At 72.8% G+C, this 23,761-nt stretch carries 19 protein-coding genes; 7 read left to right on the forward strand and 12 right to left on the reverse strand.

Annotated elements, in window-relative coordinates; translation table 11 throughout:
- Positions 1–38: 38 nt before the first annotated feature.
- Positions 39–3,140 carry a carboxyl transferase domain-containing protein gene (locus tag ACFY1U_RS19925; RefSeq protein WP_390695427.1) on the reverse strand — a complete coding sequence of 1,034 codons (3,102 nt, stop codon included), beginning with the start codon at positions 3,138–3,140 and terminating at the stop codon, positions 39–41.
- Between the two features lie 92 nt (positions 3,141–3,232).
- Between ACFY1U_RS19925 and ACFY1U_RS19930 the strand changes: the two genes are divergently transcribed.
- Entirely contained in the window at positions 3,233–3,865 is a 633-nt protein-coding gene (locus tag ACFY1U_RS19930; protein ID WP_390695428.1) for a TetR/AcrR family transcriptional regulator, read from the forward strand.
- A 7-nt stretch (positions 3,866–3,872) separates the two neighbouring features.
- Complete coding sequence (locus ACFY1U_RS19935) at positions 3,873–5,507, forward strand: AMP-binding protein (RefSeq protein WP_390695429.1); 1,635 nt, start codon at positions 3,873–3,875, stop codon at positions 5,505–5,507.
- Here the strand turns inward: ACFY1U_RS19935 and ACFY1U_RS19940 are convergent.
- Together ACFY1U_RS19940 and ACFY1U_RS19945 are read right to left on the reverse strand one after the other, a co-directional pair.
- On the reverse strand, positions 5,455–6,150 hold the full coding sequence (locus tag ACFY1U_RS19940) for an HAD family hydrolase (protein ID WP_390695430.1): 696 nt from the start codon (positions 6,148–6,150) through the stop codon (positions 5,455–5,457). The genes ACFY1U_RS19935 and ACFY1U_RS19940 overlap by 53 nt on opposite strands.
- A 31-nt stretch (positions 6,151–6,181) precedes the next feature.
- Complete coding sequence (locus ACFY1U_RS19945) at positions 6,182–6,658, reverse strand: Lrp/AsnC family transcriptional regulator (protein WP_390695431.1); 477 nt, start codon at positions 6,656–6,658, stop codon at positions 6,182–6,184.
- 195 nt (positions 6,659–6,853) lie between these two features.
- Here ACFY1U_RS19945 and ACFY1U_RS19950 point away from each other — a divergent pair, with 195 nt between their 5' ends.
- Positions 6,854–8,350 carry an FUSC family protein gene (locus ACFY1U_RS19950; RefSeq protein WP_390695861.1) on the forward strand — a complete coding sequence of 499 codons (1,497 nt, stop codon included), beginning with the start codon at positions 6,854–6,856 and terminating at the stop codon, positions 8,348–8,350.
- Positions 8,351–8,548: 198 nt separating this feature from the next.
- Positions 8,549–9,583, forward strand: coding sequence for a lactonase family protein (locus ACFY1U_RS19955; RefSeq protein WP_390695432.1), 1,035 nt, complete (start codon positions 8,549–8,551; stop codon positions 9,581–9,583).
- Between the two features lie 265 nt (positions 9,584–9,848).
- Here ACFY1U_RS19955 and ACFY1U_RS19960 read toward each other — a convergent pair whose 3' ends face one another.
- The 4 genes from ACFY1U_RS19960 to ACFY1U_RS19975 all read right to left on the reverse strand — a co-directional run bounded on the left by ACFY1U_RS19960 (position 9,849) and on the right by ACFY1U_RS19975 (position 13,753).
- Positions 9,849–10,772: a sirohydrochlorin chelatase gene (locus ACFY1U_RS19960; protein WP_390695433.1), complete on the reverse strand. Its 924-nt coding sequence runs from the start codon at positions 10,770–10,772 to the stop codon at positions 9,849–9,851.
- A gap of 119 nt (positions 10,773–10,891) precedes the next feature.
- Complete coding sequence (locus ACFY1U_RS19965) at positions 10,892–11,920, reverse strand: N-acetylglucosamine kinase (RefSeq protein ID WP_390695434.1); 1,029 nt, start codon at positions 11,918–11,920, stop codon at positions 10,892–10,894.
- Positions 11,917–12,594, reverse strand: coding sequence for a uracil-DNA glycosylase (locus ACFY1U_RS19970; protein ID WP_390695435.1), 678 nt, complete (start codon positions 12,592–12,594; stop codon positions 11,917–11,919). The genes ACFY1U_RS19965 and ACFY1U_RS19970 overlap by 4 nt, the downstream gene beginning before the upstream one ends.
- Before the next feature lie 73 nt (positions 12,595–12,667).
- Positions 12,668–13,753, reverse strand: coding sequence for a WD40/YVTN/BNR-like repeat-containing protein (locus ACFY1U_RS19975; RefSeq protein WP_390695436.1), 1,086 nt, complete (start codon positions 13,751–13,753; stop codon positions 12,668–12,670).
- 279 nt (positions 13,754–14,032) lie between these two features.
- On the opposite strand from ACFY1U_RS19975, the gene ACFY1U_RS19980 reads away from it, so the two are divergent.
- From ACFY1U_RS19980 to ACFY1U_RS19990, 3 genes are all read left to right on the forward strand, one after another.
- A complete protein-coding gene (locus ACFY1U_RS19980; protein ID WP_390695437.1) occupies positions 14,033–14,617 on the forward strand; it encodes a hypothetical protein in 585 nt (194 codons plus the stop codon).
- A gap of 217 nt (positions 14,618–14,834) precedes the next feature.
- Positions 14,835–15,662, forward strand: a complete 828-nt coding sequence (locus ACFY1U_RS19985) for an MIP/aquaporin family protein (protein ID WP_390695438.1) — start codon at positions 14,835–14,837, stop codon at positions 15,660–15,662.
- A 168-nt stretch (positions 15,663–15,830) separates the two neighbouring features.
- A complete protein-coding gene (locus ACFY1U_RS19990) occupies positions 15,831–17,054 on the forward strand; it encodes an MFS transporter (protein ID WP_390695439.1) in 1,224 nt (407 codons plus the stop codon).
- Between the two features lie 55 nt (positions 17,055–17,109).
- Here the strand turns inward: ACFY1U_RS19990 and ACFY1U_RS19995 are convergent, their stop codons facing one another.
- The 5 genes from ACFY1U_RS19995 to ACFY1U_RS20015 form a co-directional block, all read right to left on the reverse strand.
- The gene (locus ACFY1U_RS19995; RefSeq protein ID WP_390695440.1) at positions 17,110–18,993 is read right to left on the reverse strand and encodes a phospholipase C; all 1,884 of its coding nucleotides are present in this window, start codon (positions 18,991–18,993) and stop codon (positions 17,110–17,112) included.
- A gap of 205 nt (positions 18,994–19,198) precedes the next feature.
- Positions 19,199–20,422: an iron uptake transporter deferrochelatase/peroxidase subunit gene (gene efeB, locus ACFY1U_RS20000; RefSeq protein WP_390695441.1), complete on the reverse strand. Its 1,224-nt coding sequence runs from the start codon at positions 20,420–20,422 to the stop codon at positions 19,199–19,201.
- Positions 20,419–20,613: a hypothetical protein gene (locus tag ACFY1U_RS20005; RefSeq protein ID WP_390695442.1), complete on the reverse strand. Its 195-nt coding sequence runs from the start codon at positions 20,611–20,613 to the stop codon at positions 20,419–20,421. The genes efeB and ACFY1U_RS20005 overlap by 4 nt, the downstream gene beginning before the upstream one ends.
- Positions 20,610–21,839, reverse strand: a complete 1,230-nt coding sequence (locus ACFY1U_RS20010; RefSeq protein ID WP_390695443.1) for an EfeM/EfeO family lipoprotein — start codon at positions 21,837–21,839, stop codon at positions 20,610–20,612. Before ACFY1U_RS20010 ends, ACFY1U_RS20005 begins: the two co-directional genes overlap by 4 nt.
- A 213-nt stretch (positions 21,840–22,052) precedes the next feature.
- Positions 22,053–23,735, reverse strand: a complete 1,683-nt coding sequence (locus tag ACFY1U_RS20015) for an acyl-CoA dehydrogenase family protein (RefSeq protein WP_390695444.1) — start codon at positions 23,733–23,735, stop codon at positions 22,053–22,055.
- Between the last annotated feature and the right edge of the window lie 26 nt (positions 23,736–23,761).

Below are 23,761 nucleotides of genomic sequence, written 5' to 3' on the forward strand. Positions count from 1 at the left end.
GTGCCCCGGGCGGGGGCCAGGGCACGCCAGGCCTCGGATCACCAGGTGTCGACGAACGGGCGGTGTCCTGCCTCCGGTACGGGGCACCGCTCCAGCGCCGCAAGAATCCAGGCCCGCGACCCGGCCGGGTCGATCACCGCGTCGATCTCCAGCGCGGCCGCCGCGTTGACCGCCTTCCCGCGTTCGTACAACGCGGCGACCCGTTCCTCGAAGACCTGCGCACGCTCGGCCGGGTCCGTGATCGCCGCCAGCTCCCTGCGGTAGCCGAGCCGCACGGCACCCTCGAGCCCCATGCCGCCGAACTCGCCGCTCGGCCAGGCCGCCGTGGCCAGCGGGGCCCGCGTCGAGCCGCCCATCATGGCCATCGCCCCGAGCCCGTACGCCTTGCGCAGCACCAGACTCACCAGCGGCACCCGCAGATTGGCGCCCGTCACGAACAGCCGCGCGAAGTGCCGTACGGTGGCGGTCCGTTCGGCGTCCGGGCCGACCATGAATCCCGGGGTGTCGCACAGCGAGACCACCGGCAGCCCGAACGCGTCGCACAACTGCAGGAACCGCGCCGCCTTGTCGGCCGCGTCCCGGTCGATCGCCCCGCCGAGATGCGCCGGGTTGCTGGCCAGGAGGCCCAGCGGCCGCCCCTCGATCCGTACGAGACAGGTCAGCACGCCCACGCCGAACTCCGGCCGCAGCTCCAGCACCGAGTCCGTGTCCGCGAGCCCGGTGACCGCCGCCCGCACGTCGTAGGCCCGCCGCCGGTTCTCCGGCACCACCTGCCTGAGCCGCCGCTGGTCCGCTGCCTCCCAACTGCCCTGCTCTCCTTGGAAGTACGACAGATACCGCCGCGCGACCCGCACGGCCTCCGCCTCGTCGGCGACCGCGATGTCCACCACCCCGCCCGGCACCTGCACCGACAGCGGGCCCACCTCCTCCGGCCGGAACACACCGAGCCCGCCGCCCTCGATCATCGCGGGCCCGCCCATCCCGATCGTCGCGTCGGGGGTGGCGATCACGACGTCGCAGCAGCCCAGCAGCGCCGCGTTGCCGGCGAAACACCGCCCCGAGACGATGCCGACCAGCGGAACCAGCCCGCTGAGCCGCCCCATCCGCTGGAAGGTCGTCACGTCGAGGCCCGCCACGGCCGTGGTGTCGGTGTCGCCGGGCCGCCCGCCGCCGCCCTCCGCGAACAGCACCACGGGCAGCCGCCGCTGCTCGGCGAGCTCCAGCATCCGGTCCGTCTTGCGGTGGTTCTGCAGTCCCTGGGTGCCGGCGAGAACCGTGTAGTCGTACGACATCGCCACGCACGGCCGGCCGTTGATCTGCCCGGTGCCGGTGACCATGCCGTCGGCCGGCGTCGACCGGAGCAGGTCGTCCAGCGAGCGGCGGGCGCGCTGGGCGGCGATCGCGAGGGCGCCGAACTCGGTGAAGGTGCCGGTGTCGCAGAGATCCTCGATGTTCTCGCGGGCGGTGCGCCTGCCGAGGGCATGCCGCCCCGCGACCGCCTCCGGCCGGTTCTCGTCGAGCCCGAAGGCGTGCCGCCGTACGACCTCGGCGAGGTCCGCGCGCACGGCATCCGGATCGGCCGGCTCCACCGCGGGCGCCTCGCCCTGCGCACCGGTGAGGTCGTCCAGGGTGGCCAACGGGGAGCCCTCGCCGACCGTTTCGCCCACGCGCGCGTGCAGCAGCCGTACCACTGCGGAAGCGGGAGCCCGCACCACGTGCTCCATCTTCATCGCCTCCAGCACCAGCAACTGCTGTCCGGCCCGCACCGGTTCGCCGGGGGAGACGTCGACGGAGACGACGGTGCCGCTGAGCGGCGCGACCACCGCGCCGTCCCCGGCCGCCTCCTCGGGAACGACGTGGGCCTGCGCAAGCTCCGCCACCACGCCCGTGTGCGCCCAGAAACGCGGCCGGGACAGCACCTCCCGCAGCAGCGGAATCCCCGTCCGCACCCCCTCCACCGCGAACTCGTCCAACGCCCGCCGCGCCCGGGCACACGCCGCCTCCGCATCGCCCGCCGGTACGTGCGCGACCACCTTGGCGAGCAACGGGTCATACCGGACGCCGACTTCGGCCCCGGTGCGGATCGCCGTGTCGATCCGCACGCCGGGCCCCGACGGCAGGTCGAACCTCGTGATCCGCCCCGCCCCCTCGGCAGCGACCCGCGCCTGCACGGCGAACCCGCGCGGCGCAGCCGGCGGCCCCGAGAGCCCGAGCTCGTCCAGCGTGGCCCCGGCCGCCAGGCGCAGCTGCACCGCGACCAGGTCCACCCCCGTCACCTCCTCGGTGACCGTGTGCTCCACCTGAAGCCGCGGATTGGCCTCGATGAACCAGAACTCCTCACCGCGCAGCATGAACTCGAAGGTGACCAGGCTCGAACAGCGGGCGGCGCGGGCCATCCGCAGCGCGGCGTCGAGGATCCGCTCCCTGGTGTCCTCGGAGAGTTCGGGGGCGGGCGCGATCTCGATCACCTTCTGGTGGCGGCGCTGTGCACTGCAGTCCCGGTCCCACAGATGCGTGACGGCGCCCGACGTGTCCCCCACGACCTGGACCTCGATGTGCCGGGCGCCCTCCAGCAGCCGTTCCGCATACAACTCGCCCCGCCCGAAGCCCTGTTGAGCCTCCGAGGCACATCGCTCCCAGGCCTCCTCCAGCTCCTCGGCCCGCCGCACGACCCGCATGCCGCGTCCGCCGCCCCCGCCCAGCGCCTTGATCATCACGGGCCCGGCGGTCAGCAGCTCCCGCGCCCCGTCCGGACCGTCGGCCCCGGCGAGCACGGGAACCCCCGCCTCGACGGCGAACTCACGCGCCCGCGCCTTGTCCCCGAAGACCGCCAGGACCTCGGGCGTGGGCCCGACGAAGGTGACCCCGGCCGCGGCGCAGCGGCGTGCGAAGTCCGCGTCCTCGCTCAGGAAGCCGTACCCGGGGTGCAGGAAGTCGCAGCCGGTGCCGCGCGCGGCGGCGAGCAGGGCGCCGCCGTCGAGATAGTCGCCCAACGGGACGGCCTCGTCGGCCGGTCGAGCGTGCGCGTCGTCGCCCTCGGTGTACACCGCGACCGAGCGCAGCCCGGCCTCCGAGGCGGCCCGCAGGACGCGCACGGCGATCTCCCCGCGGTTGGCGACGAGCACGGCGGCAGTACCCATGGGAGCCCTCCAGGACCCGGACCTCAGCGGTCCTCATCGACCGGCCCCGCCATGCTCATTGACATTGACGTCAACGTCAATACGCTCCCGGTGTGGCACGCACACACAAGGCCTGGGCGGTCCGCACCGCCCGCGACCGCACCGAGGCACCGGCCCGCGCCCGGCTCCTGGACGCCGCCGAGGCCGTCTTCGCGCGGCTCGGCCTCGGCCCCGCCACCGTCGCCGACATCACCACGGAAGCGGAGGTCTCCCGGGCGGGCTTCTACGTGTACTTCGCCTCCAAGGAGGAGATCTTCCGCGTCCTCGCGGTCCGGGTTCGGGACGCGTTCCTCGCCGCACAGGAGGTCCCGGGCGTCGACACGGACGACCCGCACGCCGTCGCGGAGGCGTCCATCGGCGCCTTCATCGCCGCCTACGCCCGGCACCAGCCGCTGCTGGGCCTGCTGGAGCAGCAGGCCCGCACCGACCCCGGCATGGCGCAGCTGTGGGACGAGATCCGCGAACGGCCCGTCCACCGCCACGCCCGGTACATCCGCCGCCTCACCGACCGCGGCCTGGCCGCCCCGGCCGCCGAACCCCTGGCGCTGTCCCGCGCGGTGGGCGGCATGTGCGTCGAGTTCGCCCGCCGCGTCGCCGCGCACCCCGACACCTACGAGGACGCCGTACGCGACGTCACCGCCATGTATCTGCACCTGCTCCAAGCCGCCCGGACACGTCAGGAGTAGCCGCACGATGACGCCAACGCCACGCACCGACGCATACCTCGCCGACCTGCGCTCCCGCTGGGCGAAATCGCGGCGGGGCAGACAGCCCGACACCACGGCTCACCGCGCCGGCGAGCGGACGGTGCCGGGGTACGTACGCCACTGGGCGCGCGAGACACCCGACCGGCCGGCGTTCGTCGCCCACGGGCAGGCGCTCACCTACCGCGAACTCGACGACGCCACCGACCGCCTGGCGGGATGGCTGGCGAGCCGGGGGGTACGCCCCGGTGACCGTGTGGCCGTCCAGTTGCCCAACAGCGTGTTCTTCGCGGTCGCGTTCCTCGCGATCCTGCGGCTCGGAGCGGTCCATGTGCCCGTCAACCCCATGTTCAAGGCCGCCGAGACACGGCACGAGATCGACGACTCCGGTGCCGAACTGGTGCTGTCCTTCGAGCCGTTGCGGGACGTGCTCGCCGAGGCCCTCGACGGCACGGACGTCCGCGCGGTACTGCTGGAGGACGAGTGGCCGGCCATCATGCAGCACCCGCCCCTGGCAGCGCCGGCCGAGGACCTCGACGTGCTCGCCGCCCTCAACTACACGGGCGGCACGACCGGACTGCCCAAGGGCGTGGAGCACACCCAGCGCCACATGGTCTACACGGCCACCGCCATCCAGAACGGCATGCGCGGCGGCGAGGACGGCATCGTCTCCCTGTGCTATCTGCCCGTCTTCTGGATCGCGGGCGAGAACCTCGGCATCCTCGCCCCGCTGGTCTCCGGTGGCACCAGCGTGCTGCTCACCCGCTGGGACCCGGCCGCCGTGCTCGACGCGATCGAGACGTACCGGGTGACCACCCTGGCCGGAACCGTCGAGAACTACCTCGAACTGCTCGACCACCCGGACTTCCCGCACCGCGACCTGAGCAGCCTCACCGCGCCGCTCGCCATCTCCTTCATCCGCAAACTCACCCCCGAAGTGCGCGCACGCTGGCGGCACGCCACCGGCGGCATCCTGCGCGAGGCCTCGTACGGCATGACCGAGACCCACACCAGCGACACCAACACCCTCGGCTTCCAGGACGGCGACCACGACCTGCTCGGCGACCCCGTGTTCTGCGGACTGCCCGTACCCGGCACCGAGTTCATGGTCGTCGACTTCACCACCGGCGAGCCCCTGCCCCTGGGTGAACCCGGCGAGATCGTCGTGCGCGGCCCCTCGGTCCTCACCCGCTACTGGCGCGCACCCGAGGCCACCGCCCGCGCGCTGCGCGACGGCTGGCTGCACACCGGGGACATCGGCAGCCTCGACGAGGACGGCTGTCTGCGCTACCTCGGCCGCAACAAGGACATGATCAAGGTCAAGGGGATGAGCGTGTTCCCGACCGAGGTCGAGACCCTGCTCGGACGCCATCCCGAAGTGCTCGCGGCGGCCGTCGTCGCCGTCGAGGACGAGCGCAGCGGTCAACTGCCGTACGCCTTCGTGCGGACCGCGCCCGGTTCGGCGCTGACCGCGGACGAGCTGCGCGCATGGGCGAAGGGGGCGATGGCCACGTACAAGGTGCCGCTGGTCGAGATCGTGTCCGAACTGCCGTTGACCCCGACCGGGAAGATCAGGAAGACGGAGCTGAGCGCACGAGCCAGTCGTACGCGCCTCGCGCCGTGAACTCCCCCTGACCGCCGCGCAGCAGCAGGTCCGCGGTGGCGAACTCCGGCGCGTCGGCCTGTGCGGCGACGTACGGGATCGCGATGCAGCGCATACCGGCGGCGTGTGCCGCTGCGGCGCCGGGGGCTGCGTCCTCCAGGACCACACAGTCGGCCGGGGCCGCCCCGAGGCGGCGGGCGGCCTCCAGGAAGACGTCGGGGGCGGGCTTGCCGCGGGGCACCTCGTCGGCCGAGACCACGGTGCGCAGATACGCGTCCAGGCCGGTACCGGCGAGGATCGCCTCGATCGCCTCCGGCGACGACCCCGAGGCCACGGCCATCGGTACGCCCTCGGTCGCGAGGAGCTCCACGAACTTCCGCATCTCCGGGTACGTGTGCGTGGCGGCCCGGGCCAGCTTCAGAAAGCGGCGGTCGGTGTCGGCGAGGAGCTCGTCCACGGGGACCTCCAGGCCGTACTCCTGCTTCCACAGCGCGGCAGTTTCCCGGGTGCTGACGCCGATGTACCCCTCGTGCTCGGCCCACGTGAAGTCCGGGACGCCGTGCTCGGCGAGAGTCTGCCGGCCCGCCTCGTAGTAGTTCGGCTCGCTGTCCACGAGTGTTCCGTCGAGATCGAAGATGACCGAAGTGGCGCCGAGCTTGCTCATGGCTCCAGCATGGCAGCGCACCAGGGCAAGGTCATGAGCGGGCCGCGCGGCCGATCGACTCGACCAGCGGCAGCAGCCGCTGCGGGACGCGCTCGCGCAGCGCCACCTCGGTGCGGGTGCGGACGACGCCGGGCAGGCTGATCAGCGTCTGGATCACGTCCTCCAGATGGGCGTTGTCGCGCGCCACGACCCGGGTGAGCAGATCGCCGCCGCCCGTGATCGAGAAGGCCTCGACGATCTCCGGCACGGAGGCCAGCGCCTCACCCACGTCGTCCAGATGCCCCTGGGTGACCTCGATGTGCACGAACGCGAGCACCGGGTGGCCGAGCGCGGCGGGGGAGAGCGTCGGACCCGTGCCGGTGATCACGCCGTCCCGCTCCAGCCGGTCGAGTCGGGCCTGCAGGGTGCCGCGGGCGACGCCCAGGATCCGGGCGTACTCGCGCACGCTCGTGCGCGGCTGCTCCATCAGCAGCCGCAGGATGCGGGTGTCGAGCTCGTCGACGGCCATGGTGCCCGGCCTCCTCGTCGATGGTCCGTTGGCTCGCTCATGGCCGTCGACGGACCGATATGTCTGTGCCAATGGCCCAGCATATTGGAGACCACTTGAGCCAGGCGACGGCTTGATGCTGCAATGTTCGCGTCGATGGCGCTGCGGACCCCGTGGCGCCTTTTTCATGCCGGTGATTGTCGAGGGGTGGAAGCAGTGCTGAAGAGGGTGTTCGTGGCACCGGATCCGGGGCGGACGCGCCTGCGCTTCGCCGCGCGGGCCGTCCTCGGCATCGGGCTCGCGGTCGTCGTCTGCTCCCTGGCCGGGCTCTCCCTCGTCGGTGCCGTCACCGGCGGGCTGGCCGCGCTGCTCGCCCTGTTCACGGTCACGGACGCCACCGTCCGTGGGCAGGCCGTCACCACCGCGCTGCTGCCCGCCGTCGGGCTCCCGGTGCTCGCGGCCGCGGCCGAGCTGCACGACCACCCCGTGGCCCGCGACCTCACCTTCCTCGCCGTCATCGGCGCGGGCGTGTACGCGCGCCGCTTCGGGCCGCGCGGGCACAGCCTCGGCGTCTTCGCGTTCATGACCTTCTTCGTGGCGCAGTTCCTGCACGCCACCGCGGACCGCCTGCCCGGGCTGTACGCCGCCGTCCTGCTGTCCGTGCTCAGTGCGTCCGCGGTCCGATTCGGCCTGTGGTGCTACGAGGCCAAGCTGCCCCCGGCGCCTGTGCCTGCGCCGCCCGCCGGCACCGGCCTGGCCTGTGTCACCACGCGCCAGGCGGTCCAGGCCACCGCGGGCGCGGGCTTCGCGCTCGTCGTGGGCCAGCTGGTGTCCGGGCAGCGCTGGTACTGGGCCGTCGGCGCCACGTGGTGGATCTTCGTCAACACCGCCTCGCGCGGCGAGACCCTGGTCCGCGGCTTCCGCCGGGTCCTCGGCACGGTGATCGGCATCGGCCTCGGCCCGCTGATCGCCGCCCCCCTGCACGGAGCCGCCCTCCCGACGGCCGCGCTCCTCGCCGTCTGCGTCTTCGGCATCTTCTACACGGCCGCCGTGTCGTACACCTGGATGATGCTCTGGGTCACGCTCCTCGCCGAACTCCTCTACGGCCTCCTGGGCGTGCTGAACCCGGGCCTGCTCGCGCTGCGCCTCGCGGAGACCGGCGTCGGCGCGCTCGGCGCGGTACTCGCCGTTCTCTTCGTCCTGCCCATCACCACGCACTCCATCACCGACGCCTGGATCCAGCGCGCCCTGCGCTGCGTCCACGCCTGCACGGCAGAGTCAGCCGCCCGCCTCGCGGGCTCCACGGCCGCCGACCCGGCGCGGCGGATCGCGGAACTGGAGCAACTCCTCGGCCGCGTACGGCTGTCCGTCGCACCCCTCGTACACCCGCTCAACCCGATGCTCGGCCGCAAGTCGCGCGCCCGCCGGGTGCTGGCCCTGCTCGACGACTGCGCCCGCGAGACCCGCGGCCTGGTCGCCGTCGCCGCCGACCCGGAGGCCTCCCACGACGCCCGGCTGGCCGCCGCCTGCTGGCGCGTGGAGGCGGCGGTCGAGGCGCTCACGAACGGCGACCGCGACCACGTCACAGCCGCCGCCCTCGAGTCACCGGCGACGGAACCCGCCCTGGCCCACCTGCACGGCCTGGAACGGGCCCTGGCGGAGCTGGCCACACCGCTGCGGACGCCGTCGGGGTCGCCGCTGGTCGGGGCGTGAAGCGGCCGCGTCTTCTGCCGGAGGCACGGGGTTGCCCGCCCCGCCCCGCCTGCGTCCACCACCCAGAGGTCCTCGCCGGGCCCGCGGCGAGACGGGCGCCTCGGTTGCGGCCCGGTCACATGCCCCACGTATGGTCTAGACCGCTGGTGATCGACTGCTAACGTCGCCCCGACGGCACAGAACCGAGAGGGGACAGCGGTGACAGACGGCGGCGGGCGGCGACGGCGGGCCTTCATCGGGTCGTTCACGGCGGCGGGAGGCCCGGGGATCGTGACCGCGGCCGTGGCCCCGGACAGCGGTGCGCTGACCGCACTGAGCAGCGTGGACGGAGTGCCCGACCCCTCCTATCTGGCGCCGGCACCCGACGGGCGGACCCTCTACGCGGTCAGCGAGACCGCGGAGGGCGCGGTGGCCGCGTACCGGGTGACGGGGGACCGGCCGGAGAAGGCCGGGGCACCGGTCCCGGTCGGCGGCAACACCCCCACGCACGTCAGTGTGTTCGCCGGGCACGTGCTGACCGCCAACTACGGCTCCGGCAGCGTCAGCGCCCTACCCGTCCGCTCCGACGGCACTTTCGCCGGCGCCGCCTCCGATGTCCTCCAGCACAAGGGCTCGGGCCCGCACACCCTGCGCCAGCAGGGACCGCACGCCCACCAGGTGCAGCCCGACCCGAGCGGGCGGTGGGCCGTCAGCGTCGACCTCGGCACGGACTCGGTCCGGGTCTGCACGCTGGCCGGCGGCCGCCTCGAACTCCACCGGGAGATCGCCCTGCGGCCCGGCTCCGGCCCGCGCCATCTGGCCTTCCACCCGGACGGCACCCGCGCGTACGTCGTCAACGAACTGACGCCGACGGTCACCGTCTGCCACTGGGACGCCGTGGCCGGCTCCCTGGGACCGCTGACCGAGCAACAGGTGCTCCCCGCCGCCCCGACCGGCGACGCCTACCCGTCCGGCATCGTCGCCTCCCCCGACGGCCGCTTCGTGTGGACCGCCACCCGCGGCGAGGACGTCCTGTCCACGTTCGCCGTCGAGGGCGACGAGCTGCGCCTGATCGGCACGGTCCCCTGCGGAGGCCACTGGCCCCGCGCGATCGCCGAGTCGGAGGGATTCCTCTACGTCGCCAACGAACGCTCCGGCGACGTCTCCTGGTTCGCCCTCGACCCAGCCGTGGGCCTGCCGCGCTACGAGGGCTCCCTGACGGTCCCGGCAGCGTCCTGCGTGGTCTTCGCCTGAACGCAGAGGCAAGCGTCCTCACTGAGCGGGCGGGGCGCGCCCTGAAGGGGCGCGGGGCTGTATCGATATGCGGCTCCGCCGCGATGGGGGAGAAGCCGAGAGTGGGGGAGCGACCAGCCACGACGGTCCCGCGGATGACCGACGGCATGTCGTCCCGCGGCGGTGACGCGCACCGGCCACAGGCGGACGCCGAAGGGCCCGCTCCAGTGCATGGAGCGGGCCCTTCGGCGTCCGTACATGGTGAGCAGCGGAGCTGCTTCCTGCCTCAGCGAACCGGCGTGCCCTGCGGCTGCGGCGGAGCGATGCCCAGGGCTGTCGTGTACTTGGCCAGCGCGAGCTTGCCGATCGCCGGATACGGGCCGAGCGCCTCGGCGGCGGAACATCCCGCCTCCTTGGCCGCCTCCTCGACCAATTCCGGGTCGATCTCCGGCCCTATCAGGTACGGCGCGAGCGCCAGCTGCTGCGAGCCCGAGCCGCGCAGCTGCTCGGCGACGGCCGCGATCGAGCCGTCCTGGTCAAGAGCCGCCGCCATCACCGGCACGGCGAGACGCGCGGCCAGCAGCATGCCGGTGATCCCGGCCGCCTGAACGGCCTCGTCACCGCCCACCGAGGCCAGGATGATGCCGTCCGCCGCGGTCGCCACCGTGAACAGGCGGGCGCGGTCGGCACGGGCCAGACCGGCCTCCGACAGACGCACGTGCAGCGCCTCGGCGAGCAGCGGGTGCGGGCCCAGCACGTCGGTGAGGTCGGCCGCGACGCGGCTGTCCATCACGGCCTGGCGGATACGGCGCAGCAGCGCGCCGTCGGGGCCGGCCAGCAGCGGGACGACCACGGCGACGGGGCCGTCCGGCTCCTTGACGTCCAGGCCCGCGGCGCGGGCGTGCTCGAAGCGGGCGGAGCGCTCCTCGGAGGCGTGCGTCAGCACGGCCTGCAGCGTGGGGAACTCCGCCTCGTCCCCGTCCAGGTACCCGATCCGCGCATCGAGGCCGGGCAGCTCGGAGCGGGCGATGCTCACGACCTCCTCGGCGAGGCTGCGCGTGGAGGCACCGGGAGTGCCCGGCACCGCGAGGACGAGCGCGGGCGCGCCCTCAGGAGCCGCCAGCGGCTCGGGTCGGCGGTGCCGCCCGGGCTGGCGAGGTCGCGGCATTCGTACTGGCAGGCCGGACGCGGGCCCAGTGGGGGAGCTCATGGCGACGCATGTTACTGGCTTCCTGGGCTCCCCTGTTCGGGGAGGGTGCAGGTGAGCGGTTTCTGTCCCATTTTGTCTGATGAGTTACATACGGATCAGCGGCTTGTGGTGTACGGGGATCAGCCGTCGTCGCCGGTCATCACGCTCAGCATCGCCTCATCACCCGGGAGAGTGAGCGTTCCGGCCGCGAGATCGTCGGCGATGCGCACCGAGCCCGCCAGTGGGTCGCCGGCGGCAGGCACCAGCGGCGCGTGCGGCAGCAGCTGCGACAGCTCTTCGGCCAGAGGGCCCAGCAGGGGGTCGCCCATCTTGAACAGGCCGCCTGTGACGGCCACTTGAGCGTCTCCCGCGGGCGGACAGACGGCTACCGCCGACTCCGCCATGTGCCGGGCCGCCGCGCCCAGAATGTCCGCGGCAACCGGGTCGCCCTCGGCGCAGGCGGCCACCTGGGGCGCGAAGGAGGCGAGCACGGCGGGTCGGTCGGGGCGAGGGTAGAGCCTGCCCGGCAGTCCCGGCATCGGACCGAACATCTCCTCGGCGCGGGCCAGCAACCGGGTCGAACCGCCGGGTCTTCCGTCGAACGCGCGCAGGGCGGCCTCCAGCCCCGCCCGCCCGATCCAGGCGCCGCTGCCGCAGTCGCCCAGCAGATGCCCCCAGCCGTCCGCACGGCGCCAGCATGTCAGGTCGGTACCGAGGGCGATCAGGCCCGTCCCGGCCGCGACCACGGCACCGGGGCGCGGCCCGAGGGCGCCGACATAGGCGGTGACGGCGTCGGCGGCGAGGGCGACGGAGCGGACGCCGAACTCCCGCCCCAGCGCACCGGGGAGTTCGGCGCGCAGGGCATCGCCGAGGGAGGCGAGCCCGGCGGCACCCACGACGGCCGTACTCAGCGCGGAGACACCGGTCTCCGCGGTCAACTCCCGTACCATCGGCACCAGTTGAGCCATGAGATGCCCCGGCTCGATCCCCCGGGCTCCGGTGCGCACCGGCTCCCGGGACTCCCGCTGGGCCGGCGGACCGCCGTCCGTGCGCTTGACGACGACCCGCAGGCCCGAGCCCCCCGAGTCGACCGCGAGGATTCCGGTCGTGCCGGCCCGCGCCCCAAGTCCCGCAGCATCCGTACCCGATCCGTCCCCCGCGCCGCTCACGGCAGGCGCCAGTCCACCGGCTGTCCGCCCTGTCTGATCAGGAGTTCGTTGGCGCGGCTGAAGGGACGCGAGCCGAAGAAGCCGCGGTCGGCCGACATCGGGGACGGGTGGGCGGACTCCACCGACGGGAGACTGCCGAGCAGCGGGCGCAGATTGCGGGCGTCCCGGCCCCACAGAATGGACACCAGAGGCTTGCCGCGCCCGGCGAGGGCTCGAATGGCCTGCTCGGTGACCTCCTCCCAGCCCTTGCCGCGGTGCGCGCCCGGCTTGCGCGGGGCGGTGGTGAGCGCCCTGTTGAGCAGCAGCACGCCCTGCTGCGTCCACGGCGTCAGATCACCGTTGGACGGCTGGGGCAGGCCCAGGTCGGTGTTCAGCTCCCGGTAGATGTTGACGAGGCTGCCCGGCAGCGGACGCACCTCGGGCGCCACGGAGAAGGACAGCCCCACGGCGTGCCCCGGCGTGGGGTACGGGTCCTGGCCGACGATCAGGACCCGTACCTCGTCGAAGGGTTGCTGGAAGGCCCGCAGAACATTCGCTCCGGCCGGAAGATAGGTGCGCCCCGCGGAGATCTCCGCGCGCAGGAAGTCCCCCATCTCGGCGATCCGTCCGGCCACCGGTTCCAGGGCCTTCGCCCAGCCCGCTTCGACGATTTCATGCAAGGGTCGTGGTGCCACGGGCGTCACCCTACTGCCGTACGGGCAGCGGAGATCAACCGGTGGCCAAGGCCGTGCGCTCCCCCCGCAGCGCTCATCCGATCACCGCGGCCCGCACGCACAGCACATCCGGCAGATGCGAGGCCAACTGCCGCCAGCTGTCACCGTCGTCGGCCGACGCGTACACCTCGCCGTTGCGGTTGCCGAAGTACACCCCCGCGGGGTCCGCGCTGTCGGTGCACAGGGCGTCGCGCAGCACCGTGCCGTAGTGGTCCTCCTGCGGCAGGCCCGCCGACAGCGGCTCCCAGCTCTTGCCCGCGTCTGCCGTGCGGAAGACCCGGCAGCGGTGGCCGGCGGGCACCCGGTCCGCGTCCGCGTTGATCGGGAAGACATACGCCGTGTCGCCGCGGCGCGGGTGGGCGGCCGCGGCGAAGCCGAAGGTGGAGGGCAGCCCCCCGCCGATGTCGCTCCAGTGCCCGCCCGCGTCGTCGCTGCGGTACACACCCCAGTGGTTCTGCAGATACAGCCGGTCCGGGTTGGCCGCGTCCCGCGCGACCTTGTGGACGCACTGCCCGAACTCCGGGTTCGGATCCGGCAGGAACACCGCGGAGACACCGGAGTTGGACGGTGCCCAACTCGCCCCGCCGTCCGTGGTCCTGAACACCCCGGCCGTCGAGACGGCGACCGTCACCGCCTGCGGGTCGCGCTTGTCGGTGAGCACGGTGTGCAGCCCCTCTCCGCCGCCCCCCGGCACCCACTTCGAGCGGGTGGGATGCTCCCACAGGGGGCGCACCAGCTCGAAGGTCTCCCCGCGGTCCTCCGAGCGGTACAGCGCGGCCGGCTCCGTGCCCGCGTACACCACGTCCGGTTCCGCGGCCGCCGGGTGCAGCTGCCACACCCGCTCCAGCGAGGCCCCGGTGTCCTTCGGGAACTTGACGGCCGGGCGGGCCGGCTCCGTCCAGGTGCGGCCCAGGTCGTCGGAGTGGAAGACGGACGGGCCCCAGTGGGCGCTGTCGCCGCCGGCCAGCAGGCGCGGACGGTCGCCGCGGGTGTCGACCGCGACCGAATACACGGCCTGCGCGTTGAAGTAGGGAGTCTCGTCGAACTCCCAGGTGCCACCTCGCCGACGCCCGATGAACAGGCCTTTGCGCGTGCCCACGGCGAGCAGTACCTCGGTCATGCCGGATCACCTCCGCTGTGTCCGGGACGGCTCTGTCCCAGACACCGGCCAGTTTGCACCCCGCCACTGACAGTCACCTCTGGATCGGCATCGTCGCAGGTCAAAGCGGTGTCGGCGAGTCGGGCGGCGATATCCGGCCCCGTTTGTGAAGACGCCTGCGCGGGCGAGGTGACGCGTGCGACCGTCGAGTCGGCGGAGTCGACCTGAGCATCCGGCTGCCTTTGCCCGTATGGGAGGGAGGTTCCGGATGATCGTGCGCTCATGAGGAGGATGCCTTCGATGGCGTTCCGTGGTCCGAAGGTGTGGCTGTGGCGCTGGCGGCGCAATCCGCTCAGGCGTCGCGCCGACGCGGTGGAGGCGTGGGTCGTTCTCGGTACCTGGCTGGTCACCGTCCTGGTCGGCGTGCTCGCGGGTCTGACGGCCACCAGGTCCGTCGAGGACGGACTGGCCCGCGAGCGGGTCGAGTGGCGGCAGGTCGCGGCGCGGCTGACCGAGAAGGCGCCCGGTACCGCCTCCGACCACCCCGCCACGTTCAGCGGCGACCGGGTGTGGGGAAACGTGCGCTGGACGGCCCCGGACGGCACCACGCACACCGGGCAGGTCCGGGTGGCCCCCGGCAGCAGAGCCGGCACGGCGGTCACCGTCTGGACCGACCCGCAGGGCCACCTCGTCTCCAGGCCCGCCACCGCCGCCCAGGCCCAGCTGCGGTCCTCGCTGATCGGCGCCCTGGTGGGCATGAGCGCAGCGGCGGTGCCCTTCGTCGGCGGCCGCGTCCTGTGCGGCCGCCTGGAGCGCCGCCGTATGTCGCAGTGGGACACGGAGTGGGCCCGCTTCGGGCCGCTGTGGGGGCGCAAGACCAGCTGACGCGAAAGCCTGCCGCCAGGGCCGCTGGAGGGCGTCGCGCTGCGGGCTCCGGGCCCCTGTGCCATCGTCGTAGGTGACGCCCCGGAGGCGGCGCACACAGGCGTTGCCTCAGGGCGAAGTGGTGGCGGTTACTCCAGTTGATGCTGGGCCCCTGGACGCCTCGCGCCGGACAACTACCCTCGCGGACACAACCATTTCTGGCGGAAGGCGGTGCCTCATGGCGGAGCAGACTTCCAGAAGGGGACTGGTCGGCGAACTGTCGGCGGAGTTCCTGGGCACCATGATCCTGATCCTCTTCGGCTGCGGTGTGGTCGCCCAGGTCGTGGCCGCGGGGATCGGCGATCACGACAGCATCGCCTGGGCCTGGGGCCTCGGCGTCACCATGGGCGTCTACGTCGCCGCCCGGCTCAGCGGCGCCCACATCAACCCCGCCGTCACCCTGGCCCTGGCCTGCTTCAAGGGCTTCGAGTGGAAGAAGGTCGGGCCGTACGTCCTGGCGCAGACCGCGGGGGCTTTCGTCGCCGCGCTGCTGGTGCGCTGGAACTACACCGAGGTCCTCGCCAAGACCGACCCCGGCCACACCATCAAGACACAGGGCGTCTTCTCCACCCTCCCGGGCAACGGCGTCCTGCCGGTGAGCGAACTCGGCGCCCTGCGCGACCAGGTGATCGGCACCGCCATCCTGGTCCTGGTCATCTTCGCCGTCACCGACCTGCTCAACACCCCGCCCGGCGCCAACATGGCCCCGCTCATCATCGGTCTGCTGGTGGTGGCGATCGGCATGGCCTGGGGCACCGACGCCGGCTACGCCATCAACCCGGCCCGCGACTTCGGGCCGCGGCTCGCCAGCTTCATCACCGGATACGGGACGGCCTGGCGGGACCAGTACGGCAACATCTACTTCTGGGTGCCGATCGTCGGGCCCCTGGTCGGCGGCGTGATCGGTGCCGCCATCTACAAGCTGTTCATCTCGCCGTATCTGACCGGCGAGGAGGTGCAGGAGCCGGGCCGGGTCCCGACACCGGAGGGCGAACAGACGGACTAGCGGGGGCGGCCCCCATCGAGCCGGGCGGGCGGCGGCCTTCACCAGCAGGGTCCGTCACCCACCCGGCCGCTCTCGGCCCGACAAGTGCGGTTACCGTCGTACGCAGCGGTGTGCGCCCGTTCGCGCAGGGCGACGAAGTCCCGCACGCCGGGCGAGGAGCGCCACGGCATGGCCGGGTGGGGCAGCAGCACCAAGCCGACGGCCGAGGCCGCCGGGCCGGGGATGCGGCCGTGGCGGTTCGTCGTCACGTTCGGCACGGTCAGCCTGCTGGCCGACTTCGTCTACGAGGGCGCCCGTTCGGTCACCGGCCCGCTGCTCGCCTCGCTCGGTGCGTCCGCCCTGGTCGTCGGTGTGGTCACCGGCGTGGGCGAGGCCGCCGCGCTGGTGCTGCGGCTGGCCTCCGGACCGCTGACCGACCGCACTCGCCGCTTCTGGGCATGGACGATCGCCGGATACACGCTCACGGTGGTCTCCGTGCCTGTGCTCGGTCTGGCCGGGGTGCTGTGGGTGGCGAGCGCGCTGGTGATCGCCGAACGCGTGGGCAAGGCGGTGCGCTCACCGGCCAAGGACACGCTCCTGTCGCACGCCACCGCCGCCACCGGGCGTGGCCGCGGCTTCGCCGTCCATGAGGCGATGGACCAGATCGGAGCGCTCATCGGCCCGCTGGTCGTGGCCGGGGTGCTGGCCGCGACCGGCGACGACTACGCGCCCGCGCTGGGCGTCCTGGCCGCCCCCGGCGTCGCCGTACTGGCCCTGCTGGTGTGGCTGCGCCACCGGGTGCCGGATCCGGCCGCCTACGAACCCGAGCCGGAACCCGCGGCCGCCGTGGCACAGGCGGGCAGGGCGCCGCTGCCGCGCGCCTTCTGGGTGTATGCCGCCTTCACCGCCGCGACGCTGGCCGGGTTCGCGACCTTCGGCGTGCTCTCCTACCACCTGGTCCAGCGGCATCTGCTGCCCACCGCCGCCGTGCCGGTGCTGTACGCCGCCGCCATGGGCGTCGACGCGCTCGCCGCGCTGGCCACCGGCTGGGCCTACGACCGGTACGGCGCCCGCACCCTGGCCGTACTGCCGGTCCTCGCCGCCGGTGTGCCCCTGCTCGCCTTCACCGACACCGTCGCCCTGACCGTGGCCGGCACGCTGCTGTGGGGCGCCGCCATGGGCGTACAGGAGTCGACCCTGCGGGCCACCGTCGCCGACCTCGTACCGCCCGGGCGCCGCGCCACCGCGTACGGACTGTTCGCCGCCGTCATGGGCGCGGCCACGCTGGTCGGCGGCATTCTCGCGGGAGCGCTCTACGCACGCTCGATCCCGGCGCTGATCATCGTCACCGTGGCCGTCCAGGCCCTGGCGCTCGTCCTGCTCGCCGTCACCCGCCCGGGGCGTACGTCCTGAAACGCGCGGACGGTCCGCGGGCCAGTGCCCAGCGGACCGTCCGGTGCAGACCCTCCTAGCGGGCGGCGAGCCCGATGCGCCGCTTGCGGCGGTGCAGGGCGAACGCGGTGCCGGTGGCACCCGCGGTGAGCAGACCCGCGGCCAGGGCTATCGGCAGCGCCGGGGAGGCCGAGCCGGTGTCGGCGACGTTCTGCGCCTTGAGGTCCTGGACGTAGGGCGGGTAGGCGCCCTGCGCGGAGACGGCGGTGACCGTTCCGCTGTGGTGCGGGATGCCCTTCACGGACTTGACCGAGCCGTCCGAGTTCAGCAGCACCTGCTTGTTGTTGGGGTGCTTGAAGTCGAACAGGCCGCTCAGGGTGCCGGAGCGCCGGTCGAAGGAGGCGTCACCGATGCGGCCGGTGTGCCAGTTGTTCTCGATGAACCGGGTGATCGACGCCTGCTCGGTGGCGTTGTGGTCGATCGAATTGACCCTGCTGTACGGGGAGATGACCAGCAGCGGCTGACGGGTGCCGGGGCCGCAGCGGTCCGCGTAGCCGCCGGCCGCGGCCGGGCCGGACTGGCAGGCCGGGCTGTCCAGGGCCTTGCCGTTGGAGCCGACCGTGGAGTCCTTGGAGCCGTTGAGCACCTTGGCGGCCACGTGGTCGTACCAGCCGTCGGAGTCGTCGTAGGCGACCACGACCGCGGTGGACTTCCACTGCGGCGACTGCTGCAGCGCGTTGATCTCCTTGACCAGGAAGTGCTGCTCGTCGATCGGGTCCGAGTAGCCGGCGTGACCGTCCTGGTACTCGGCCGCCTTCAGGAAGCTGACCGCGGGCAGACGGCCGGCCTGGAGGGCGGCGTCGAAGTCCGTCAGGTCGTAGTTGTGGTTGGCCCGGCCGGCGTGTCCGATCTCGGCGACGCTCTTGGGGGCCAGGTGGTGCGGGTTGGACGTCGACTTGTAGTACTCGAACGGCGAGTGGTGCGGGCTGTAGTCCACGGATGCCGCGCCGCCGACGTTGGCGTGGGTGGTGCCGCCGCACTTGGCGTAGTCGCCCTGCTTGCCGTCCCAGGCGGTGCTGGGCCGGAAGCCGCCCTGGAACCAACCCCAGCTCACGCCCTTGGAGTTGAGCAGGTCACCGATGTTCCTGCCCTGCATCACCGCCAGGGCGTTGGTCGAGGTGTGGTCCTTGTCCGAGCAGTCGTCGAAGGCGGGGTCCGGGTCGTTGACCAGCGTGCCGACACCCTTGGCGTCGGGGGAGAGGACCGTGTACGGGTCCGGCTTCGAGGTCTGCTTCGGGTTCTCCGTGCCGGAGGCCGGGTCGACGGAGATCACGCCGTGCGTCTGGCCGGAGATCAGGTTGAGCGCGCCGGGTGTGGAGGGCCCGTAGACCGAGCTGAACGACTTGTCGTTCAGCGCATAGTGCTGGGCGTAGTTCCACAGCGCCGTGACGGTGTTGCCGTCGTAGTAGTCCATCACCAGGCCGGGCTCGCCGAAGAGCCCGCTGCACTTGTTGACCTCGGTGTTCTCGACGTACTTGTCGGCCTTGCCGCCGTCGGCCGCGTACTGCTCGGGGCCGTAGGAATGGTTCTGGTCGCAGGTCATGGCCTGCGAACTGGCCAGCCGCTTGGGCTTGTAGAGGTTCGGGTTGTTCTTCAGCAGCCCGGCGTTGAGAAGGTTGTCGGCCTTCGGGGTGTGCGCCGCCGCCTTGAACTTGGTGCCGTCGGTGTTGGCGGCCTGCGGATAGGTGGCGAAGTAGTGGTCGAACGAGATGTTCTCGTCGTAGATCACCACCAGGTGCTTGATCGGTGTGGCGGTGTGCGCGCCGGAGTGGGCCTGAGCGGCGGAGGCCGCCGAGGCGGGGACGGCACCGCCCGCACTCGCCAGGGCCGCCGCACCGAGCAGGGCGGCTACGCGCGTCAACTGCCGCCGCGCCCTTGGAGTTCTACCTGTGCCGATCATGCTGTCTCGCCTTCCGGGAGCACCGAATTCCACTGCGTTCCACCGATTCCACTGCCACGTAATCCGTGGCCATGACATGTACGGCTGGATCCTGGGCAATGGTGGCGGCGGGACGGGAGAGTGGCAATGACGCCTCAGCGAATGTTCGGTCAGGAAAACCTTATTGTCTTTTGACGTGCTCTTGACCGGCATGGCAGGGGCGGGATCAGGCCAGCAGCGCGCGCCCCAGCCAGTCGGAGCCGTCCCGGACACCGGGCAGGGCGAAGAAGTAGCCGCCGCCGAACGGGGTGATGTAGTCGACCAGCGGCTCGCCGGCCAGCCGCTTCTGCACCGTCTCGAACTGGCGGGCGAGGTCCTGCTGGTAGCAGCAGAACAGCAGGCCCATGTCGAGGTTGCCGTTGCTGTCCGTACCGCGGTCGTAGTTGTAGCCGCGGCGCAGGATGCGCTGGTCGTCGGTGGCGGCGGTGCGCGGATTGGCCCGCCGGATGTGGCTGTCCAGGGGGATCACATCGCCCTGGGGGTCCTGAGAGTAGTGGGGGGTGTCGGTCTCATGACGTCCGTCCAGGGGCGCGCCGGTGTCCCGGGCGCGGCCGAACATCCGCTCCTGCTCGGTGATCGAGACCCGGTCCCAGAACTCCACCAGCATCCGGATCAGCCGTACGACCTGATAGCTCCCGCCCACCGCCCAGTCGGGCTCGCCGGCGCCGCTGCCCACCCACACCAGGCGGTCCATCGTCCGGGCGTCGCGCCGGTCGGGGTTGGCGATGCCGTCCTTGAACCCCAGGTGGTTGCGGGGCGTGCCCGAAGGGCGGGGCGGGCTGATGAAGCCGTCCATGCGCCAGCGCACCTGCATGCCACCGCGGGTGTGCCGGGTGAGGTCGCGCAGGGCGTGCAGCACGGTGTCCTGGTTGGCGGCGCACAGTTGCACGTTCAGATCGCCGTGGCACCAGGCGGCATCGAGGTCGTCGTCGGGGAACGACGGCATCGTGGTGAGCCGGTGGGGCCTGCGGGAGCCCAGGCCGTAACGGTCGTCGAAGAGCGAGGCGCCGACGCCCACGGTGACGGTCAGGGCGTCCGCGGGGACGTCCGGGCCGAGGGTGCCGGAGTCGGCGGGCGGCCCGGTGATGCCCAGCTCCTCCGGGCTGCCACCGGTTGTGAGGAACCGCGCCCTGCTGGTCAACGTGCGCAACAGATCCGCCAGTTCGCCCCGGTTCTCCGCGGTCGCGTCGAAGGCCACGAACGCCGTCGCCCGCTGCGCCGGAGTGACGATGCCCGCCTGGTGCCGCCCGTGAAAGGCCACCCGCCCACCCTGGCGGCCCGGCGCGACGGCGGACGCGCCCTGACGGTCGGCGGCCACAAGCCCGGCCCCGGCCGTGGCGGCTGCGGCGGCCAGGAGTCCGCGGCGTGCGATGTCGGGCGGCGGGGTCACGCGGTGCTCCGTATGTCGGTGGGGGTGGCCACGGCGGGGCGTTGCCCGGCCGGCACGCCCAGGTGGGTGTCGATGGTCTTGTGGCGGGTGCTGAGCTGCGCGGGAGTGGAGACGGCTCGGCGCTCGGGGACCATGGGTCCGGTCCCGGCTGCCAGGAGGCCGTGGCTGGTGATGTCCGGCGGCGGGTTCACGCGGTCCTCCGTACGTCCGTGAGGGTGGCCACGGCGGCGAGGCGCTCGGTCAGTTCGCCCAGGTCCGCGTCGAGCTTCTCCCGCTGGGCGCGGGGGAGTCGGTCCAGCGGTGTCCAGCGGCCGTCGTGCTCGGCGGCGTCGAGCGTGCGCCGGGCTCGGGTCATCCAGGAGTCGAGGCCGGGCAGGCCCTTGTCGCGGGTCGTCAGCAGCGGCCGCAGACAGCCGAGCAGCACGCGGGTGCCGTCGAGGTTGGCGCGGGCAGTGGCCAGATTGGTGCCGCTGCCGTAGTCGGTACGGCCCGTCAGCTCGAACTGGACCGTGTTCTCCAGGATCTCGTGCGCACGCAGACCGACGTCGGCCGGATCCATCCGCTGGTCGGGCCAGCCGTCCCGCAAGGCGTGCACGGCCTTGGCGAGCCGGCCCGCCGGCCCGCGCAGGCTGCTCGCCGACTCGCCGTGCCACAGCCCGTACTCCACCCGGTGGAACCCCGTGAAGCCCGCGTCGCGCACCCCGCCCGCCAGTCCCGCCGTGGTCCCGTTGATCGCCGAGTCCGCGTCACCGAAGGTCCCGTAAGCGGCGCCCATCCGCTCGTACACGAGATGAGCGGGAAGCCAGGCGGCGCGGGCGGCCGAGAGGTCCCCGCGGTCGATCGCGTCGCGCAGCACGTCCGTCTTGTCCGCCAGCTCGACCGTGCGGGCCCCGATCCACTTCTGGTAGGCGAGCGTGGGCGGGATGAGCTGCTGCTGGGTCACGGGGAGGGCGGCCGGACCGCTCCGCACGTCCCCGCCGGTGATGTGCACGGTGGGGCCCGTGACGGCGTCGGCGTCCTCGGGCAGGCACTTGAAGGCGTACGAGCCCTTGCCGAGCGTCACCCGTATCGGGCGCTCGGTCCCCGGGGCCAGCCCCTCGACCTCGCCGTAGACCGCTCCTGTCTTCGCATCGGTGAGATAGACCTCGGCCGCCGAGCCGGAGGTGTTGTGCAGATCGAAGACCTGACGGCCGGGTTCGGGACGGGTCCAGCCGCGGCCGCAGGCGGCGGAGGTGACCTCGACGGCGGTGTGCCGCAGCCCGTCGGCCGTCTTCGCCTGCTGCCGCCCACCGCCGGAACCACCGGCAGCGAGCACCCCGGCTGTCAGCGCAGCCGCTGCCGCCAGGGCACCCCCGGCGAGCAGCGCGGTGCGCCGCCTGGCCCGGGGAGCGGGTGGGCCGGACGCGGTGTCGGGCATGCCGGCCCTCCTGAAAGTCGTACGAACGAGTCGGCGCCGAATGATCCTAAGCAGGCCGCAGGACCGCGACAGACCTCCTGACCGGTTCCTGACCGGAGGAAGAGCCAGAATTCGGCCAGGGTTCACCTGCCCGTCCGGCAGCGTCGCGGCGTCTCACCTGCGAAGAACCCGGGGCCACGGCACCTCCGTCGCACCACCGCATCCCGCGTCGGCTCAACTCCCGCCCGGCAGCGCACGCTCCAGCACGGCGTTCAGATCGGCGGCGTCCGGCAGTGTGCCGAAGGCGTGCCCCCAGTCGCCGCCCAGCCGGCTCGCGCAGAAGGCGTCGGCGACGGCGGGCGGGGCGTGCCGGACCAGGAGGGAGGCCTGCAGGGTCAGGGCCATCAACTCCACCAGACGGCGGGCACCGGACTCGGACCCCGTGGCCAGCAGACCCTCGAGCCGGACCACGGCCGCATCCAGCCGGCCGTCCGCACCCCGCGCCAGGGCGAGCTCGTCGAAGAGGGCCTGCGCGGTGCCGGGCTCACGCTTCAGGGCCCGCAGGACATCAAGGGCGTTGACGTTCCCGGAGCCCTCCCAGATCGACAGCAGCGGAGCCTCGCGGTAGTGGCGGGGCATGCCCGACTCCTCCACATAGCCGTTGCCGCCGAGGCACTCAAGGGCCTCCGCGGTGAAGGCCGGACCCCGCTTGGTCACCCAGTACTTGCCGACGGCGGTCGCGATCCGCCGGAACGCCGCCTCACCCGCGTCCCCGCGCACCGCCCGGTCCGCGGCGCCCGCAAGCCGCAGGGTAAGTGTCGTCGCGGCCTCCGACTCCAGCGCGAGGTCCGCCAGTACGTTGCGCATCAGCGGCTGGTCGACAAGGCGGGCCCCGAACGCGCTGCGGTGGCGCACATGGTGCCCCGCCTCGACGAGCGTCTTGCGCATCAGGGTGGCCGACATCATCACGCAGTCGAGCCGGGTGCAGTTGACCATCTCGATGATCGTCTTGACGCCGCGGCCCTCCGGCCCGACCAGCCAGCCCACCGTCCCGTCGAACTCCGGTTCCGAGGAGGCGTTGGACCGGTTGCCCAGCTTGTCCTTGAGCCGCTGGATGCGGAAGGTGTTGCGGCTCCCGTCGGGCAGGATCCGCGGCACCAGGAAGCAGGACAGGCCACCTTTGTCCCTGAGAGGGGATGCCTGCGCCAGCACCAGGAAGACGTCGCACATCGGCGCCGACGTGAACCACTTGTGCCCGCGCAGCTGGTACACGCCCGGCTCGGCGGTCGGCCACGCGGTGGTCGTGTTCGTGCGGACGTCGGAGCCGCCCTGCTTCTCGGTCATCCCCATACCGGCGAGCAGCCCGCGCTTCTCGGTCGGCACCCGCAGCCCCGGCTCGTACTCCCGGCTGGTCAGCAGGGGTTCGTAGATCTTCGCGAGCTCGGGCTGGGCCCGCAGGGCGGGTACGGCCGCGTATGTCATGGAGGTGGGGCAGCCGTGTCCGGCGTCGGTGTGTCCCCACACCAGCCCGCCCGCGGTACGGGCGACATGGGCGCCGGGCCGGTCCTCCGCCCACGGTGCGGCGGCCAGTCCCTCGGCGACCGCGGCCCGCATCAGATGGTGCCAGCTGGGGTGGAAGTCGACCTCGTCGACGCGGTTGCCGTAGCGGTCGTGCGTGCGCAGCACCGGCTCGTGGACGTTGGCCTGCTCGGCCCATTCCTGCGCCTCGGCACTGCCGGCCCGCAGCCCGAGCCGCCGGACGTCCTCCTCGGCCCATCCGGCGCCCTCCCGTCGCAGCCCCTCCAGCAGGGCCGTGTCCTCGGAGGCGTCGTACGGCGTCAGGGCGGGCGGCTGGTTGGTGACGTCGTGTGTGGCGTACTGCCGGCGGGGCTGCGCGGGCGCTGGTGTCGAGACCATGCAGCCATGTTGCATCCTTTCTGCGG

The sequence above is a fragment of the Streptomyces sp. NPDC001351 genome, from assembly GCF_042896045.1.
Lineage (GTDB): Bacteria > Actinomycetota > Actinomycetes > Streptomycetales > Streptomycetaceae > Streptomyces.

What these genes read in the sequence shown, in the direction of transcription:
- ACFY1U_RS19985 (WP_390695438.1), top strand. Translation starts at nt 14,835, where the DNA reads ATGGCGGAGCAGACTTCCAGAAGGGGACTGGTCGGCGAACTGTCGGCG.
- ACFY1U_RS19925 (WP_390695427.1), bottom strand. Translation starts at nt 3,140, where the DNA reads ATGGGTACTGCCGCCGTGCTCGTCGCCAACCGCGGGGAGATCGCCGTG.
- ACFY1U_RS19980 (WP_390695437.1), top strand. Translation starts at nt 14,033, where the DNA reads ATGGCGTTCCGTGGTCCGAAGGTGTGGCTGTGGCGCTGGCGGCGCAAT.
- ACFY1U_RS19960 (WP_390695433.1), bottom strand. Translation starts at nt 10,772, where the DNA reads ATGAGCTCCCCCACTGGGCCCGCGTCCGGCCTGCCAGTACGAATGCCG.
- ACFY1U_RS19995 (WP_390695440.1), bottom strand. Translation starts at nt 18,993, where the DNA reads ATGATCGGCACAGGTAGAACTCCAAGGGCGCGGCGGCAGTTGACGCGC.
- ACFY1U_RS19990 (WP_390695439.1), top strand. Translation starts at nt 15,831, where the DNA reads ATGGCCGGGTGGGGCAGCAGCACCAAGCCGACGGCCGAGGCCGCCGGG.
- ACFY1U_RS19945 (WP_390695431.1), bottom strand. Translation starts at nt 6,658, where the DNA reads ATGGCCGTCGACGAGCTCGACACCCGCATCCTGCGGCTGCTGATGGAG.
- ACFY1U_RS19935 (WP_390695429.1), top strand. Translation starts at nt 3,873, where the DNA reads ATGACGCCAACGCCACGCACCGACGCATACCTCGCCGACCTGCGCTCC.
- ACFY1U_RS20015 (WP_390695444.1), bottom strand. Translation starts at nt 23,735, where the DNA reads ATGGTCTCGACACCAGCGCCCGCGCAGCCCCGCCGGCAGTACGCCACA.
- ACFY1U_RS20010 (WP_390695443.1), bottom strand. Translation starts at nt 21,839, where the DNA reads ATGCCCGACACCGCGTCCGGCCCACCCGCTCCCCGGGCCAGGCGGCGC.
- ACFY1U_RS19940 (WP_390695430.1), bottom strand. Translation starts at nt 6,150, where the DNA reads ATGAGCAAGCTCGGCGCCACTTCGGTCATCTTCGATCTCGACGGAACA.
- ACFY1U_RS19975 (WP_390695436.1), bottom strand. Translation starts at nt 13,753, where the DNA reads ATGACCGAGGTACTGCTCGCCGTGGGCACGCGCAAAGGCCTGTTCATC.